The sequence below is a fragment of the Delftia sp. HK171 genome (assembly GCF_001886655.1).
In the GTDB taxonomy this organism is placed as follows: domain Bacteria; phylum Pseudomonadota; class Gammaproteobacteria; order Burkholderiales; family Burkholderiaceae_C; genus Comamonas; species Comamonas acidovorans.
In genome coordinates this window covers 2,200,626-2,216,687 of sequence record NZ_CP018101.1, presented here as the reverse complement: position 1 = coordinate 2,216,687, position 16,062 = coordinate 2,200,626, and the positions used below count along the sequence as shown (strand labels likewise).

11 protein-coding genes are annotated in these 16,062 nt (G+C 68.0%); 3 read left to right on the top strand and 8 right to left on the bottom strand.

Translation table 11 applies throughout. The annotated features are described in order from the left end of the window. Positions 1 to 228 precede the first annotated feature (228 nt). The 6 genes from BO996_RS10045 to BO996_RS10020 all read right to left on the bottom strand — a co-directional run bounded on the left by BO996_RS10045 (position 229) and on the right by BO996_RS10020 (position 7,511). Entirely contained in the window at positions 229 to 1,386 is a 1,158-nt protein-coding gene (locus tag BO996_RS10045; RefSeq protein ID WP_012204065.1) for a BMP family ABC transporter substrate-binding protein, read from the bottom strand. Positions 1,387 to 1,635: 249 nt separating this feature from the next. Then, positions 1,636 to 2,808 (bottom strand): BMP family ABC transporter substrate-binding protein, encoded by a 1,173-nt coding sequence (locus tag BO996_RS10040; protein ID WP_012204061.1) that lies wholly within the window; start codon positions 2,806 to 2,808, stop codon positions 1,636 to 1,638. 47 nt (positions 2,809 to 2,855) lie between these two features. Next, on the bottom strand, positions 2,856 to 3,776 hold the full coding sequence (locus tag BO996_RS10035; protein WP_013803692.1) for an ABC transporter permease: 921 nt from the start codon (positions 3,774 to 3,776) through the stop codon (positions 2,856 to 2,858). Beyond that, positions 3,776 to 4,882 (bottom strand): ABC transporter permease, encoded by a 1,107-nt coding sequence (locus tag BO996_RS10030; protein WP_071954651.1) that lies wholly within the window; start codon positions 4,880 to 4,882, stop codon positions 3,776 to 3,778. Before BO996_RS10030 ends, BO996_RS10035 begins: the two co-directional genes overlap by 1 nt. After that, complete coding sequence (locus BO996_RS10025) at positions 4,869 to 6,458, bottom strand: ABC transporter ATP-binding protein (protein ID WP_065346735.1); 1,590 nt, start codon at positions 6,456 to 6,458, stop codon at positions 4,869 to 4,871. The genes BO996_RS10030 and BO996_RS10025 overlap by 14 nt, the downstream gene beginning before the upstream one ends. 120 nt (positions 6,459 to 6,578) lie before the next feature. Beyond that, positions 6,579 to 7,511, bottom strand: a complete 933-nt coding sequence (locus BO996_RS10020; protein WP_012204057.1) for a LysR family transcriptional regulator — start codon at positions 7,509 to 7,511, stop codon at positions 6,579 to 6,581. Positions 7,512 to 7,787: 276 nt separating this feature from the next. Between BO996_RS10020 and BO996_RS10015 the strand changes: the two genes are divergently transcribed. Both BO996_RS10015 and BO996_RS10010 read left to right on the top strand, forming a co-directional pair. Next, positions 7,788 to 10,112, top strand: a complete 2,325-nt coding sequence (locus tag BO996_RS10015) for a DUF6351 family protein (protein WP_071954650.1) — start codon at positions 7,788 to 7,790, stop codon at positions 10,110 to 10,112. A 114-nt stretch (positions 10,113 to 10,226) separates the two neighbouring features. Then, entirely contained in the window at positions 10,227 to 10,868 is a 642-nt protein-coding gene (locus tag BO996_RS10010) for a Crp/Fnr family transcriptional regulator (RefSeq protein ID WP_232240507.1), read from the top strand. Positions 10,869 to 10,934: 66 nt separating this feature from the next. Here the strand turns inward: BO996_RS10010 and BO996_RS10005 are convergent, their stop codons facing one another. Beyond that, complete coding sequence (locus BO996_RS10005) at positions 10,935 to 13,217, bottom strand: sensor domain-containing diguanylate cyclase (protein WP_071954649.1); 2,283 nt, start codon at positions 13,215 to 13,217, stop codon at positions 10,935 to 10,937. A 120-nt stretch (positions 13,218 to 13,337) separates the two neighbouring features. Beyond that, on the bottom strand, positions 13,338 to 13,973 hold the full coding sequence (locus tag BO996_RS10000) for a Crp/Fnr family transcriptional regulator (protein WP_013803698.1): 636 nt from the start codon (positions 13,971 to 13,973) through the stop codon (positions 13,338 to 13,340). A gap of 140 nt (positions 13,974 to 14,113) precedes the next feature. Between BO996_RS10000 and BO996_RS09995 the strand changes: the two genes are divergently transcribed. Continuing rightward, complete coding sequence (locus BO996_RS09995) at positions 14,114 to 15,997, top strand: EAL domain-containing protein (protein ID WP_071954648.1); 1,884 nt, start codon at positions 14,114 to 14,116, stop codon at positions 15,995 to 15,997. Positions 15,998 to 16,062 lie beyond the last annotated feature (65 nt).

Below are 16,062 nucleotides of genomic sequence, written 5' to 3'. Positions count from 1 at the left end.
GCTGTCAGTCTGTTCCGCGGCGGCGGGCAGGCCGCGGCTGGGAGCGAGCATAAACCCACTCGATGCGCAGCACAGGTACGGCACAGGTACGGTAAAGGTGCGGCACCTGTTCAGCACCTGTTCAGCACCTGTTCAGCACCTGTGCGGCGCATGAACGCCAAGGCCGCCCGAAGGCGGCCCTGCCGGCGGCAGGCAACCCGGCCTGCGCCGGGCGGCCTGGCGTCTGTCTTACTTGCTGTCCTGGCCCGGCACCTTGCCTTCCACGCCCTTGACGTAGAAGTTGATGCCCGTGAGGAACTTGTCCTCGGCCACGGCGTCGGCGGCCAGCAGTTCCTTGCCGTCCTGGCCTGCGATCGGGCCCTTCCAGATGTGGAAGGTGCCGTCCTTCAGGCCCTTCTTGACCTCTTCGATCTTCGCCTTGGCTTCGGCGGGCACGTCATCGGCCAGCGAGACGATGTCGATCGCGCCTTCCTTCACGCCCCACCAGGTCTGCTGGCTGCTCCACTTGCCGTCCAGCATCTCGCGCACGGTCTTGGTGTAGTAGGGCGTCCAGTTGATGATGGCCGAGCCCAGGTGGGCCTTGGGGCCGTAGGCCGTCATGTCGGAGTCCCAGCCGAAGGCGCGCTTGCCCTTTTCCTCGGCCGTCTTGAGCACGGCGGCGGAGTCGGTGTTCTGGAACAGGATGTCGGCGCCGCCGTTGATCAGCGAAGTCGCAGCCTCGGTTTCCTTCGGGGGGGCGAACCACTCGTTGACCCAGACCACCTTGGTCTTGATCTTGGGGTTCATGGACTGCGCGCCCAGCGTGAAGCTGTTGATGTTGCGCAGCACTTCGGGAATCGGCACGGAGCCGACCACGCCCAGCACATTGGACTTGGTCATGGAGCCCGCGATGATGCCGGCCAGGTAGGCGCCTTCGTAGGTGCGGCTGTCGTAGGTGCTGACGTTGGCGGCGGTCTTGTAGCCGGTGGCGTGCTCGAACTTCACATCGGGGAAGTCGGGAGCGATCTTCTGGATGGGCTCCATGTAGCCGAAGGTGGTGCCGAAGACCAGCTTGTTGCCGTTGGCGGCCATGTCGCGCAGCACGCGCTCGGCGTCGGCGCCCTCGGGCACGCTCTCCACATAGGAGGTCTTGATCTTGTCGCCGAATTCCTTCTCCAGCGCCAGGCGGCCCTGGTCGTGGGCAAAGGTGTAGCCGCCGTCACCGACGGGGCCCACGTAGGCGAAGGCGATCTTCAAAGGCTCGGTTGCAGCGGCAGCAGGGGCCTCGGCAACGGGAGCGGGCGCAGGCGCGGCCTCCTCCTTCTTGCCACAGCCGGCCAGCGCGGCGGCGGCCACGGCCGACAGCGCTGCCACCTTGATCAGGGAGCGTTTGTGAAGATCAGTCATCGAAGTTTCCTCAAGTGGTCCTGCGGCAGGCAGGAAGAAGGCGGTGTCCGCAGGGGCGCAGACCCGCCGCGATGGGTCCCGAGAATAAAGCAAGAATGGCGCCAGCCGCCTGCGCCAGAGCCACCAAGCATGCGGGAAAACCACATTTTGGGGGCTTTGCACAATCGTGGTGCATAGGGCGGACCCGTCTGGCGGATCGCGGCAGAAAAAAGGGCCCGAAGGGCCCTTGGTGCATGGACTGCCGTCGGATCACTTGGCGCCCGGCACCTTGCCTTCGACGCCGTTGACGAAGAAGTTGATGCTGGTCATGAAGCCCAGATCGCCGACCTGGCCTGCCGTCAGCACTTCCTTGCCGGTGTTGTCCTTGATGGGGCCGGTCCAGACGGCGAAGCTGCCGTCCTTCAAGCCGTCGCGTGCCTTGGCGACCTTGTCCTTGATGTCCTGGGGCACGTCGTCGGCGATCTTCACGAGGTCGATGGCGCCTTCCTTCACGCCCCACCAGAACGAGCCGCCCTGCCACTTGCCGTCCAGCGTGTCCTGGGTGACCTTGCTGTAGTAAGGCGTCCAGTCGATCACGGCCGAGCCCAGGTGGGCCTTGGGCGCGAAGGCGCTCATGTCGCCGTCCTTGCCGAAGGCGCGCGCACCGCGTTCCTCGGCCGTCTTGAGCACGGCCGGGGAGTTGGTGTTCTGGTAGAGCACGTCCACGCCGCCGTTGATCAGCGAGGTGGCAGCCTCGGACTCCTTGGGCGGGGCGAACCACTCGTTCACCCAGACCACCTTGGCCTTGATCGAGGGATCGACGCTTTGCGCACCCAGCACGAAGCTGTTGATGTTGCGCACCACTTCCGGAATCGGCACCGAGGCCACGACGCCGACGGTCTTGGTCTTGGTCATGCCGCCGGCCACGATGCCGGCCAGGTAGGCGCCCTCGAAGGTCTTGGTGTCGTAGGTGGCCACGTTGTCGGCGTTCTTGTAGCCGGTGGCGTGCTCGAACTTCACGTCCTTGAGGTCGGCCGCGACCTTCTGCACGAACTCCTGGTAGCCGAAGCTGGTCGCGAAGATCAGCTTGTTGCCCTGGCCGGCCATGTCGCGCATCACGCGCTCGGCATCGGCGCTCTCGGGCACGCTTTCGACAAAGGAGGTTTCCACCTTGTCGCCGAACTTCTCCTGGATGGCCTTGCGGCCCAGCTCGTGCTGGAAGGTCCAGCCACCGTCGCCGATGGGGCTGACGTACATGAAGCCGATCTTGAGCTTCTCGGCCGGCGCCTGGGCGGCAGGCGCGGCAGCGGGAGCAGGCGCTGCGGCCTCTTCCTTCTTGCCGCAGGCGGTCAGGGCCGCCACCGAGATGGCCGACAGGCCGATCATCTTCACGAGCGTGCTTTTCAGGCCAGGTTTCAGGGTGCGTTCGCGCAAAGCGGGCATGCGTTTGTCCTTTTGTGGTTCTGGAGGGAGAGAAAAAAATGAAAGCGTCAGGAGCCCGGGTAGAAGGGCTTGCCCAGCGAGGCCGGCATGTTGGCACGGATCCAGGCCGGATTGCGCGAGATCAGCACCAGCACGACGATGGTCGCCAGGTAGGGCAGCATGGACAGCAGCTGGCTGGCCACCTGCACGCCCGTGGCCTGCAGGTGGAACTGCAGCATGGTCACACCGCCGAACAGGTAGGCGCCCAGCAGCACGCGCGCAGGGCGCCAGGTGGCAAAGGTGGTCAACGCCAGCGCGATCCAGCCCCGGCCCGACACCATGCCCTCCACCCACAGCGGCGTATAGACGGTGGAGATGTAGGCGCCGGCCAGCCCGCACATGGCGCCGCCGAAGACCACGGCCGCCAGGCGGATGCGGCGCACCGGATAGCCCAGCGCGTGGGCCGACTGGGGCGACTCACCCACGGCGCGCAGCACCAGGCCGGCCCGCGTGCGGTAGAGGAACCAGACCAGGGCCGCCGCAATGACCACCGCGCCATAGACCAGCGGATGCAGGCGGAACAGCGCCGTGCCGACCACGGGCAGGTCGGACAGCCAGGGCACGGCGAACTTGGGCAGCTCGGGCAGGCGCGCCTGCACATAGCCCAGGCCCAGGAAGGCCGAGAAGCCCGTGCCGAACAGCGACAGGGCCAGCCCCGTCGCGTACTGGTTGGTGTTCAGCCAGATCACCAGCACGCCGAATATGGCAGCCAGCAGCGCGCCCGCGCCCATGCCGGCCAGAAAGCCCACGGTGGTGCTGCCCGTGTGGACCACGGCGGCAAAGCCCGCAATGGCGGCGCACAGCATCATGCCCTCGGCACCCAGGTTGACGATGCCGGCCTTTTCATTGATCAGCAGGCCCAGCGCGGCCAGCGCCAGCACGGTGCCGGCGCTGAGCGTGGAGCCCAGCAGCAGTGCATAGGATTCCATCAGCGGGCCTCCTTGACGGCAGGCGACGCTGCGGGCGGGACCACGGGCGTGCGGGACACCCACCGCACGCGGTAGGCCACCAGCGTGTCGCAGGCCAGCAGCGTGAACAGCAGCAGGCCCTGGAACACGCCGGTCAGCGCCTTGGGCAGGCCCAGGCGCGACTGGGCGAGTTCGCCCCCGATATAGAACATGCTCATGAGAATCGCGGAAAAGATCATGCCCACGGGATGCAGGCGGCCGACGAAGGCCACGATGATGGCGGCGAAGCCGTAGCCGGCCGGGACATAGGGCGTGAGCTGGCCCAGCGGGCCGGCCACTTCCAGCGCACCGGCCAGGCCGGCGGCGGCGCCCGAGATCAGCAGCGCCGTCCACAGCGCGCGGCGCGAGGAAAAGCCCGCGTAGCGCGCAGCAGCCGGGGCCAGCCCACCGACCTGCAGCGCAAAGCCGGCACGGGTACGGAACAGGAAAACCCACAGCATGGCCGCCGCAGCCAGCGCCAGCAGCAGCCCGATGTTGGTGCGCATGCCCTGCATGAGCTTGGGGATCTGCGTGACGCGCTCGAAGGTCTTGGTCTGCGGGAAGTTGTAGCCCATGGGGTCCTTCCACGGCCCGTAGACCAGAAAGCCCAGCACCAGGGTGGCCACGTAGACCAGCATCAGGCTGACCAGGATTTCATTGGCGTTGAAGCGGTCGCGCAGCAGGGCCACAATGCCGGCCCAGACCATGCCGCCCAGCATGCCGGCCACCAGGATGGCGGGCACGATCCACGGGCCCGTGGTCTTGTCCGCCAGCAGCGCCACGCCGCCTGCGGCCACGGCGCCGATCACGAACTGGCCTTCGGCACCGATGTTCCACACATTGGAGCGAAAGCACACGGCCAGCCCCAGCGCGATCAGCAGCAGCGGCGTGGCCTTGACGGCCAGCTCGCCCAGCGCATAGGTGGACTTGACGGGGTCCCAGAAGAAGGCCTGCAGGCCGCGCACCGGGTCTTTGCCCAGCATCACGAACAGGCACACGCCGATCAGCACGGTGATGGCCAGCGCCAGCACGGGCGAACCGTAGGTCCACAGCTTCGAGGCCTGGGGGCGTTGCTCAAGCTTGAACATGGGCGCCTCCCCTGGCGGCGTTCTGGGCGGCGTTCGGGGCGGCAGCACCGTCCCACAGGCCGCTCATCCACTCGCCGATCTGCTGCACGGTGGCATCGGCCCGCGCCACCGAGGGCGACAGCCGGCCCTTGGCCACCACATGCAGGCGGTCACATATTTCGAACAATTCGTCCAACTCCTCGCTGAGCACCAGCACGGCGCAGCCTTCGTCACGCAATTGCAGGATGGCGCCGCGGATCTGCGCGGCCGCCCCCACGTCCACCCCCCAGGTAGGCTGGGAGATGATGAGCAGCTTGGGCCTGGCATCGATCTCCCGGCCCACGATGAATTTCTGCAGGTTGCCGCCCGACAGCGACTGCGCAGCCGCGTTGGGGCCACCGGCCTTGACGTTGAAGCGCGCGATGATGGCGCGCGCCTGCTCCTGCAACTGGCCCATGCGGATCCACCCGCCCGCGCCCAGCGCGGTCTTGCGCGTCAGCAGCAGGTTGTGCGCCAGGCCCATGCTGGGCACGGCACCGCGGCCAAGACGCTCCTCCGGCACGAAGTGCAGGCCCAGCGCACGGCGCCGGCCGGGGCCCAGGCGCCCCGCCTCCCGGCCGGCAATCTGCACCATCTCGGGCGCCGCGCGCGTGTCCTCGCCGGACAGCGCATACAGCAATTCCTTCTGGCCATTGCCCGAGACACCGGCGATGCCCACGACTTCGCCCGCGCGCACATCGAGCTGTATGCCATGCAGGTCCACGCCGAAGGGCTCCGAGCGCGCCAGCGCCAGGCCCTGCACGCGCAGCACGCTGGCGCCGACCTGGGATTCGCGGTGCGTGAGCTCGGGCGGCTCCGAGCCGATCATCAGCCGCGACAGCGAGGCATTGCTCTCCACGGCCGGGTTGCACACACCCGTCACCTGCCCGCCGCGCAGCACGGTACAGGCCGTGCACAGCGAACGGATCTCGTGCAGCTTGTGGCTGATGTAGAGGATGGAGCAGCCCTCGGACGCCAGGCGGCGCAGCACGACGAAGAGCTTCTCCACCGCCTGCGGCGTGAGCACCGAGGTGGGCTCGTCAAGAATGAGCACGCGCGGGTGCGTGAGCAGGGCGCGGATGATTTCCACGCGCTGCATCTCGCCCACGCTCAGCGTGTGCACGGGGCGGTGGGGATCGACCTCCAGCCCGTAGTCATGCGCCGTGGACTCGATGCGCTTCACCACCTCGGCCAGCGGCAGGCTCTTGTCCAGGCCCAGCCAGACGTTCTCGGCCACGGACAGCGTGTCGAACAGGCTGAAATGCTGGAACACCATGGCGATGCCCAGCTGGCGCGCCTCCTGCGGGTTGCGGATGTGGACCGGCTTGCCATCGACCTCGATGCGGCCCTCGTCGGGCTTGACGGCGCCGTAGATGATCTTCATCAGCGTGGACTTGCCGGCACCGTTCTCACCCAGGATGGCATGCACTTCGCCGGCGCCCACGGTCAGCGAAATACCGTTGTTGGCCACCACCGCCGGATAGCGCTTGGTGATGCCTGTCAGCTGCAGCCGGGGCGGTGCGGCGGCTGGCAGGGGGACTGTATCGGGGGGATTCATGGCTGGGATTGTCTTTCAATTTCTGCAACAAACTGGAACACAAGTCCTTGAAACCGCCTCGGCGGCCCTCATATCGACCACCACTTTGTTCACCAAAAAGGCGGTTCCTGCCGCCATCGCCTAGCGGGCACGGGACATCAGGGCCACATGCCGCACGGCGTCGCGCAGCCAGCGCGTGGAGGCGCCCATGTGCGTGCGGGCGTGCCACAGCTGGTAGTACACCAGCGGCGCGAACTCCACCGGGCAGGGCAGGATCACCAGGGGCAGGCGCTGGCTGAAGCGCTCGCAGAACAGCCGCCCCGTGGTCAGCACCAGCAAGCTGGTGGCCACGATGTCGGGGATCAGGCTGAAATGCGCGCAGCGCGCCGCCACCTGGCGCTGCAGGCCCATGCGGGACAGCTGGTCGTCGATCACGCCGCGCGCGCCCGGATAGGTGGGCGTGGGCGCAATGTGCTCGGCCTCCAGCCACTGGGCCACGTCCCAGCCGCGGCGCACGGCCGGGTGCTGGGGGCTGACCAGGCAGACCACCTCGTCCTCGAACAGGCTGGCCATGTGCAGGCCCTGCGGCGGCTCGGGCCAGTTGCCGATCACCACGTCCACATCGCCCTGGGCCAGTTGCACCTCGTAGTGCGCGTCGCCGTTGAGCGCCAGGATGTCCACGGGGCAGCCGGGCGCCTCGGTCTTGAGATGGGCCACCAGGCGCGGCAGGAACAGCGGGTCCAGGTAGTCGCTGGCGGCGATGCGGAAGGTGCGCGTGGAAGTGCGGGGATCGAAATGGCGCGCATCGCTGAACAGGCCCTCGGCCGCGCGCAGGATGTCGGCGGCCGGCTGCACCATGCGCAGCCCGGCCTCGGTGGGCTGCATGTGCGCGCCCGAGCGCACCAGCAGCGAATCGCCGGCCAGGTCGCGCAGGCGCTTGAGCGCAGCGGACACCGCCGGCTGGTGCATGCCCAGGCGCAATGCGGCACGCGAGACGCTGCGCTCGGTCAGCACCGTGTGCAGCACCCGTATCAGGTGCAGATCAATCTTGTCGAACAGGGCCTGGTCGCGCATGTAGCGAAGCAATCAGCGAAAAAAAGAGCGGTCGCGCCGGGGACGCGCCGCAGGTCATGGGGAGCCCGCAGCGTAACCCAGCCATGACCCCCGCCAGCTAGATACAAGCACCAAGAATGCCCTGGGCAGGGGCGGTTAAACACTTGTGCACGCAGCACATGCAATATGCGAGCCAGTCGCCGGCAAACCATTGTCCAAACCTATACAGACTTCCAGACTGTTAGCGTGATTCAATGAAATCGCTTCAAAAGGAAGTGGATTGCAGGAGACAAGACGATGAAACAGCCAACCCCTTTTTCGGGCATGGTGGCCGCAGCCACGCTCGCCAGTGTGCTGACCGCCTGCGGCGGCAGCGGTGACTCAGGCCTGGGTGTCATCGAGATACGCAGCCTGTCCAACCGGGCCGACATGATCAGCGACGGCAATGCCTATATTGAAATTGTGCTGCCCAAGGGCAGCCCGCCCGGTGCGCTGAAGGTGGCGCTCAATGGCACGGATGTCACCGCCCGGTTCGCCCAGCGCGCCAATGGCCGGATTCTGGGCCGGGTCGAGGGATTGAAGGTGGGCGCCAACACCCTCACCGCCACGGCGGCCGGCAGCGCGAGGGCACGGCTGGACATCACCAACCATGGCCGGGGCGATCCCATCTTCGCCGGGCCGCAGACCGCGCCGTGGATCTGCGCCACGCGCAATGGCGCGCAAGCCACCGTTTCCGTGCCGGGCACGGCACTGTCGGCGACCGTGACCACGCGCGTCAGCGGTCTCGATACCGATCCGGTGGATGTCCAGTGCAATACCAGGACCCAGTACACCTACTACTACATGCCCAAGGCCAGGCAAGGCAGCGCCTGCACGATGGGTCCGGCAGGCGCCACGCCCTGCCATGTGGCCTACGACCCATCGCAGCGCCCGGCCGACAGCGAGATCGCCGACTTCACCAACGACCGCGGAGATACGGTCAAGCACCTGCTGCGCATGGAAACTGGCGTCATGGGCCGCGGCACCTTCCAGATCCTGGCCTACCATGACCCCGCGCAGGCCTGGACGCCCTGGGAGCCGCAAAAGGGATGGAACGGCAAGGTGCTGTGGCGATTCGGCGCAGCCGCTTCCGGCAATCGCTTCCAGGAGCCGGCGGTCAACCTCCTCGACCAGTTCAGCGGCAGCCTGCCGTTCGACCCCAACGCGCTCGCGGCAGGCCACATGGTCGTGAAAGCCATGCTGACCAACCACCTGCACAACAACAACGAGTTGCTGGCCGCCGAGAACATGATGCGCATCAAGGAGCATCTGATCGAGAACTACGGCGAAGTGCGCTACACCATGGGCGACGGCGACTCGGGTGGCTCCATGATGCAGACAGTGATCGCCTCCGCCATGCCGGGTCTGCTGCAGGGCATACAGACGGGGCTGAGCTATCCCGATGCTGTGTCCACCTGGATGGAAACACGCGACTGCGGCCTGCTGTCCAGCTACTACAGGACGGCCGCAGGACAGGCACTGAGCGACACCGCGAAGGCCGCCATCAACGGCCATCCGGCCAGCTACTGCGACAAATGGGTAGGGAGCTTCATCGCCCCGCAGAACCCCCGGCTGCCCGACAACTGCGGCGTGGGCTTTCCCGCCTCCATCGTCTACGACCCGCGCACACGCGGCCAGGGCGTGCGCTGCTCGATCCACGACATGCTGGTCCCGGTGTTCGGGACGTTCAAGAACACCGACGGCCACACCAAGCCGCAGCTGCCGTATGACAACACGGGCCTGCAGTACGGACTCAAGGCACTGCAGTCGGGCGCCATCGACGCGGAGGCTTTCGTGCAGCTCAACGAAGGCATCGGCAGCTACACCAACGACATGGACTGGACCGGCGGCACTGCGTCCCGGCCGGCAGCCCGCGAGCGGGCCGTGGCCAGCCTGCTGCCCAGGCTCTACAGCAGTGGCCTCACCAGCAACGGCAGGAACCTGTCCCAGGTGGCCATCATTGACCTGCGGCCCGAGGGCGGCAGCGACATCCACATGACTTGGCGCAGCCTGCAGCAACGCGCACGGCTGGATGCCGCCAACGGCCACCATGACAACCATGTGATCCGTGCCAGCAAGGGCATGGTCCCGCTGCTGATCGCCCCGGCCATGCGACGCGAGGCCTTTGTCATGATGGACCGCTGGCTGACCGCCGTGGAGCGCGACACCACCGGCGCTGCGCTGGCACAGAAAGTGGTGCGCAACAGGCCTTCGGATGTCAGGGATGGATGCATCGCCGCAACGGGAGCCGCCCCTTCGGATCTCGACAAAGTCCTGGCCCTGGACGACCCAGCCTGTCCCCTCAAGCCGACCCTGTCGCCACGCCAGGTGGCCGGAGGCCCGCTCGTGGAGGACATCTACCAGTGCCAGCTCAAGCCCCTTTCGTTCACCAGCCCGGAGTACGCCGGCATCACCTTCAGCCCGGCCCAGCAAAAGCGCCTTGCCGCAGTGTTTGCGGCGGGAGTGTGCGACTGGAGCCAGGCCGGAACGGGCCAGAGCCAGGAGGCGGCCTTCCTGACCGATTTCAGTGCCGGCCCGGCGGGCACCAAGGCCGGGCCTGCTCCGGTCTCGCGCAACGATTGAGTTGCGCCTTGCGCGAAGTCCCGCAGGCGTCCGGGGGCCGGTGATCAGGGTTTGCAGCGTGCCAATTCATGCAATGAAGCAGCAGACTTTCATTGAAGATTTGCATCAAGCACCATGCAGCCGCCCACGATCAACGCCGTCCTCAAGTCCGCGCCCTTTGCGCCCCACCTGAGCAGGGCCCACCTGCTCAGGTTGCGGCGGGAGGTGCTGTTGCGGCACATACCGGCCGGCACCCCGCTTTGCCACAAGACGCACCGGGCCGGCCACTGGGCCGGCGTCGTCCAGGGAGCGGTCAAGATCCATGCACTGTCGCCTACCGGGCGCAGCACCACGCTGGCCACCTTTACCCCGGGTTGCTGGTTCGGCGAGGGCACACTGCTCAAGCACGAATGCTGGCCGTTCGACGCGACGGCGATCGAGGATACGCTGGTGGCACTGATGCCGGCCAGCACCTTTCACTGGCTGCTGGAGCGCAGCCTCGGCTTCAACCGCTTCCTGCTGGACCAGCTCAATGCGCGCCTGGGCCAGTTCATCGGCCGCTGCGAGCATGCGCGGCTGCACCATTCCAGCCGCCATGTGGCGCACTGCATCTCGGAGCTGACCGATTCGAGGCTGTATCCGGACAACGGCAACCGGCACCTGGGCATGTCGCAGGAGGAGCTGGCCAGCCTGGCCGGCGTGTCGCGCCAGATCGTCAATCGCACCCTGGGGAGCTGGAGGACATCGGAGCGGTCCGCGTCTCCTATGGCGCATTGACACTGATCGATCCCGAAGGACTGCGGCGCTTCAGCGAATCCTTCGAGTGAGGCACGGCCCCGGCGCTCAGGCGGCCTCCAGCACCTCGACGCGGTTGCGGCCCTTGCGCTTGGCCGCATAGCAGGCCATGTCGGCCGAGCGCAGCGCGCTGCTGACCGTGTGCTGGCGGGCATCGAGCACCACCATGCCGACGCTGGCGCCCATCAGGTAGCGCTGGCCCTCGTGCGCGCCTTCCCAGTCCTGCACGGCCATGCACAGGCTTTGCGCCAGCAGCATGCCCTGCTCCGCCGAGGTGCCCGCCAGCAGCACGGCGAATTCATCACCGCCCAGGCGCGCCACCCAGCCCAGCGGCCGGACCACGCTGTCGATCAGCCGGGCCATGTGGCACAGCACCTCGTCGCCCGCCGCATGGCCGCCCTGCTGGTTGACGTGGGCGAAGTGGTCCAGGTCCAGGAACAGGATCACGCCATGCTGCTGCAGGCCGACGGTCTCCTCCTCCGCCTCTTCCTCCGCCTCTTGCGCCTCCTCGACCGTGGCGACGGCGGTGTTGTCGCTGTGCAGCAGGGCGGATTCACCCTGCTGCAGCGCCTCGGCCGGCCGGCGCTGGGCGGCACTGCATTCCTGCAGCCATTCATGCAGGCGCATGGCAAAGGCCTCGCGATTGGGCAGCAGGGTCAGCGGATCGTGCATGGCCTTCCAGCCCGGCTGCTCGCGCACCAGTCGCTGCATGGTCACGTCCTCGACCACCCAGACCAGGGTGGGGTCTGCCGGCACCACGGCGCGCGGCTCCAGGCCGCGCTGCAGGCGCTGCAGGCTCTGGCCGTGCAGGCGCACCCAGATGGGGCGGCCGTCCTTGCGGACAAAGCACTGCTCGCTGTCGAACTGGCCGTACATGTCCAGGTCCTTGCGCACGCGCTCCAGCAATTGGATGTGCGCCGCGTCGGAGGCGCACAGCTGGCGTATCGCCTGCCCCTGCAGCTCGCGCGGCGGGTAGCCGAGCATGCGCGCGGCCTGCAGGCCCACCAGCTCCAGATGCGCCGACCGCGTGACCACCAGGCCCACGGGCGCGTAGTCCATCAGCGTCTGCAGCTGCAGTTGCAGCCGGCCGACCTCGTGCGCCTGCTCCTGCCCCATCTGCCCCAGGCGATGCAGGGCCTGCCACAGCGTGGAGGCTTCGCCCCAGGCATGGGTCCAGGGCATGCGCCAGCCGCCTTCCTCGGCATGGCCCGGCTCGGGTTCGGGCGCGGGATCGGGCTCCTCGGCCATCAGCCTTCCCTGGCTCGCCAGCCATTGGCGTGCAGTGCGGTGCAGGGCCGCCATGGGTTCGGTGACCAGAATCAGCAGCAGGACCAGCAGGCCAGCGACACCGGCCACGACGGCCAGCAGCCACCACAGCACGCGCGGCGCCAGGCTGGGTGCGATGGCTTCCTCGGGGGTGATCCTGACCACCAGCCACTGCGGCAGCGGCATGCCTGCCGTCGTCACCAGATAGCCTGCGCGCCGCTGGGTGTCGGGGCCCACCTGCACTGCGCCGGCCGCGGGGTCCTGCAGCCAGTCCGCGCCCAGGCCGGGCTCGGCCTCGGCGCGTGCCGACCAGCGCGAGGGGTCGGAGTGGGCCAGGATCTGCCCGTCGCGCTGCATGACCAGCAGGCGCCCGCCGGAGCGCGAGGGATCGATGCTGGGCGGCAGCAGGGCCTGGGCAGACATGCGCACGCCGGCCGACAGCACGCCGCTGACCGTGCCGTTGCCGGTGCGCAGCGGCACGGCGTACAGCAACTCCATCATTCCGGGATCGGCTCCCTTGCGCACCATGGTGGAGACCACGGGCCGGCCATCGGCCAGGCTGCGCCGCATCACGTCGCGCACGCCTTCGTCCAGATCGACCAGGGGCTCTGAACGGCCGCCGCGCAGGCTGAGTTGCAGCTGGCCACGCGCGTCGGCCAGTTGCAGGGTGTCGAACAGCCGCACGGATGCGTCTCCGCGCAGCATCTCGCCCATCAGCCGGCTCGGGTCGCTGCCCTGGTCGGCAATGCCCTGGGCCAGCACCCACAGCAGGCGCTGCTGCTGCTCCAGCCGCGCAGCCAGCATGCGCGCCACGGTATCGACCTCGTCGGCCTGCCGGGCCATGGCGCGCTCCAGCGTCTGCTGGCGCATGTTGTGCGAGACCCACCAGGCACTGCCAAGGCCCGCCAGCAGCACGGCCGCAGCGGCCAGCGCCAGCACCGTGCAGCGCATGGCGCCCCAGCCTGTGGCCGCGCGCGGCCGCGAGGGTGAATCCGGCAGCTGCGGAGCATCCTGGGATGCCAGCAGTGCCTGGAAAAAGGGAGATCGGCGGGCGTCCAGTGACATGACGCCATCAATATATGCAGGCCCGAAAGCCGTCCCACTGGGTGGAACCCGCGAACCAGTGGATACCCCGCCCCGCAAGGCCCGGCGCTTGCAGGCCGGCACCCGTCAGCGGCGTGGGAATCAGCCTACTGCGAGCACTTCGAGGGCCGCCGGCTTGGGCAGATCAATGACATTGCCCCGGCCCGCGATGAGCCCGTGCTCACGCAACTGGCGCAGCACGCGCGAGAAGGTCTCGGGCGCAATGCCGAGCTGGGCGGCGATGAGCCGCTTGCGCAGGTGCAGCGTCACGCGCAGGCCGCCAGCTTCGTGCGGCATGGCATGGCGCAGCAGCCACTGGGCGCAGCGCGCCTCGGCGTCCTTGGACAGGCGGCTCACCGCCAGCTCGGTCTGCGCGCAGTAGGCCTGGGCCATGTCCTGCAGCAGTTGCTGGGCGGGCGAAGGCAGCTGCGAGACGGCCTTCAGGAAGTCGGCCTGGGGCAGTTGCTGCACGCGGACATCGCTGTCGGCCAGCATGTCCAGGCTGCTGCCGCGCCGCTGCAGCACAAAGGCCGCATCCAGCCAGGCTGGTCCCTCCACGACACCGAGCTGGTGGCGCATCTGCCCACCCTGGCCTATGCCCAGGAGCACGCGACCGCGCTCCAGATACATCACCGTATCCGGCGACTGCCGACGCAGCCTGAGCCAGGTACCCGCGGCCAACACCTGGGCGGAACCCGGCGCGAAGGCGAAAGCTTGCAAGGAAGACAGGGCGAACATGCATGCAACTTTGCCGGCTTTGCTCCCGCCGCGTTTTGAGCCATGTCAATCCACCGCCAGCACACCGGTCCGCAGGCGGCATACTTGTCACAAGAATGTCACCAGTGAAACGTAATGTATCCAACTGAAAAGTTGAGCCCATGATCGATCCCCAGATGCTCGCCAGCCTGCCCGCTGCCGCGGCCGTGCTCTCCGCCGCCGTGCGGTCCGGCGCAGGCCCCGTGGCGCAGCTCATGCGCGCGGGCGGCCTGTACTGCGTCTTCCAGCCGCTGGCCGACTTGCGCAGCGCCAGCATCTATGCGCATGAGGCGCTGATCCGCGGCCCTCGGGACATGCCATTGCATACGCCCGACGCCCTGCTCAAGGGCGCTGCGGCCGAGGGCATTCTTCGGGAATTCGAGCTGCTGGCGGTCTGCGTGGCGCTGCAGGACTGGGGCCGGCAGAGTGCGCCGGGCCGGCTGTTCGTCAACCTCAGCGCCCAGGCGCTGGTGCAGGCCGTGGGGGTCTGCGGCCCCGGCATGGTCGGGGACACGGTGCGCAGCTTCGGCGTGCAGGCCCGCTCCCTGGTGGTGGAGATCACCGAACACGACCATGTGACCGACATGCCCGCCGTCTGCGCCGCCGTGAAGGCCGTGCATGCCACGGGCGCGCGCCTGGCGCTGGATGACTTTGGCGACGGCCGATCCAGCCTGCGCCTGTGGTCCGAGGCCAAGCCCGACTTCGTCAAGATCGACAAATACTTCATCCACCAGATCGAGCAGCGCCCGGCCACGCTGCAGTTGCTGCAGGCCATCAAGGGCATTGCCGAGGTCTTCGGCACCACGCTGATCGCCGAAGGCATAGAGACCGAGGATGAGCTGCGCACCCTGCGCGACCTGGGCATTCCATATGGCCAGGGCTGGCTGCTGGGCCGCCCTGCCGAAACCGCCCAGCCCCAGATCAGCACGCAGGCGCGCAGCGTGGCGCAGGACCCGCGCGTGGCCGTGCTGCCCCACCAGGGACACAGCGCGCGCCCGGGGGTGCTGCGCAATCTGATGGTGATGCAGGCGCCCTGCGTGGTGCCCACGGCCAGCAACGACGAGGTGGCCGAGCTGTTCCAGGCCGGCCAGCAGCTGCATGCCATTGCCGTCGTGGAGGCCGGCCGGCCGCTGGCGCTCATCAACCGCCAGCAGTTCATGAACCACTACGCCACGCTGTACTTCCGCGAAGTGCACGGGCGCAAGCCCTGCCTGGCCTTTGCCAACGTGCAGCCGCGCATCGTGGAGCTCGATTGCGATGTGGACCAGCTCGTGGGCATCCTGACCTCGCAGGACCAGCGCTACCTGAGCGACGGCTTCATCGTCACCGACAACGGCCGCTATGTGGGCCTGGGCACGGGCGAGCAGCTGGTGCGCCGCGTGACCGAAGCCCGCATCGAGGCCGCGCGCCACGCCAACCCGCTGACCTTCCTGCCCGGCAACATCCCCATCAGCCTGCACATGCAGCGACTGCTGGACAGCGGCGCCGGCTTCGTGGCCTGCTACGCCGACCTCAACCACTTCAAGCCCTTCAACGACCACTACGGCTACTGGCGCGGCGACCAGATGATCCGCCTGGTGGCGCGGCTGGCCGTGGCGCACTGCGATGCGCGGCGCGACTTCGTTGGCCATGTGGGCGGGGACGACTTCATGCTGCTGCTGCAAAGCGAGGACTGGCAGCGGCGCTGCGAAGGCATTGTGGGAGCCTTCGCCAGCGAGGCGCGCCAGCTGTTCGACGACCAGGCGCGCGAGGCCGGAGGCATCTGGGCCGAGGACCGCCACGGCATCCGGCGATTCTTTGCCTGCACCACGCTGTCCATCGGCGTGGTGCGCGTCACGCCGGGCAGCGTGCTGGCACCCGAGGACATCGCCAATCTCGCGGCCCTGGCCAAGCAGCAGGCCAAGGCGCAAAGCCTGCCGGGGCGCGGCGCCATCGCGCTGCACACGCCGCGCGATGAAGCGCGGCGCCCGGCCCTGCACGGCACCGCAGCGGCCTGGCCTGCCTGAAACAGAAAGCCCGCAGGCTCTTGCGAGGCTGCGGGCTGGTGGCTGGCCGCCGAACGCTGACAGCA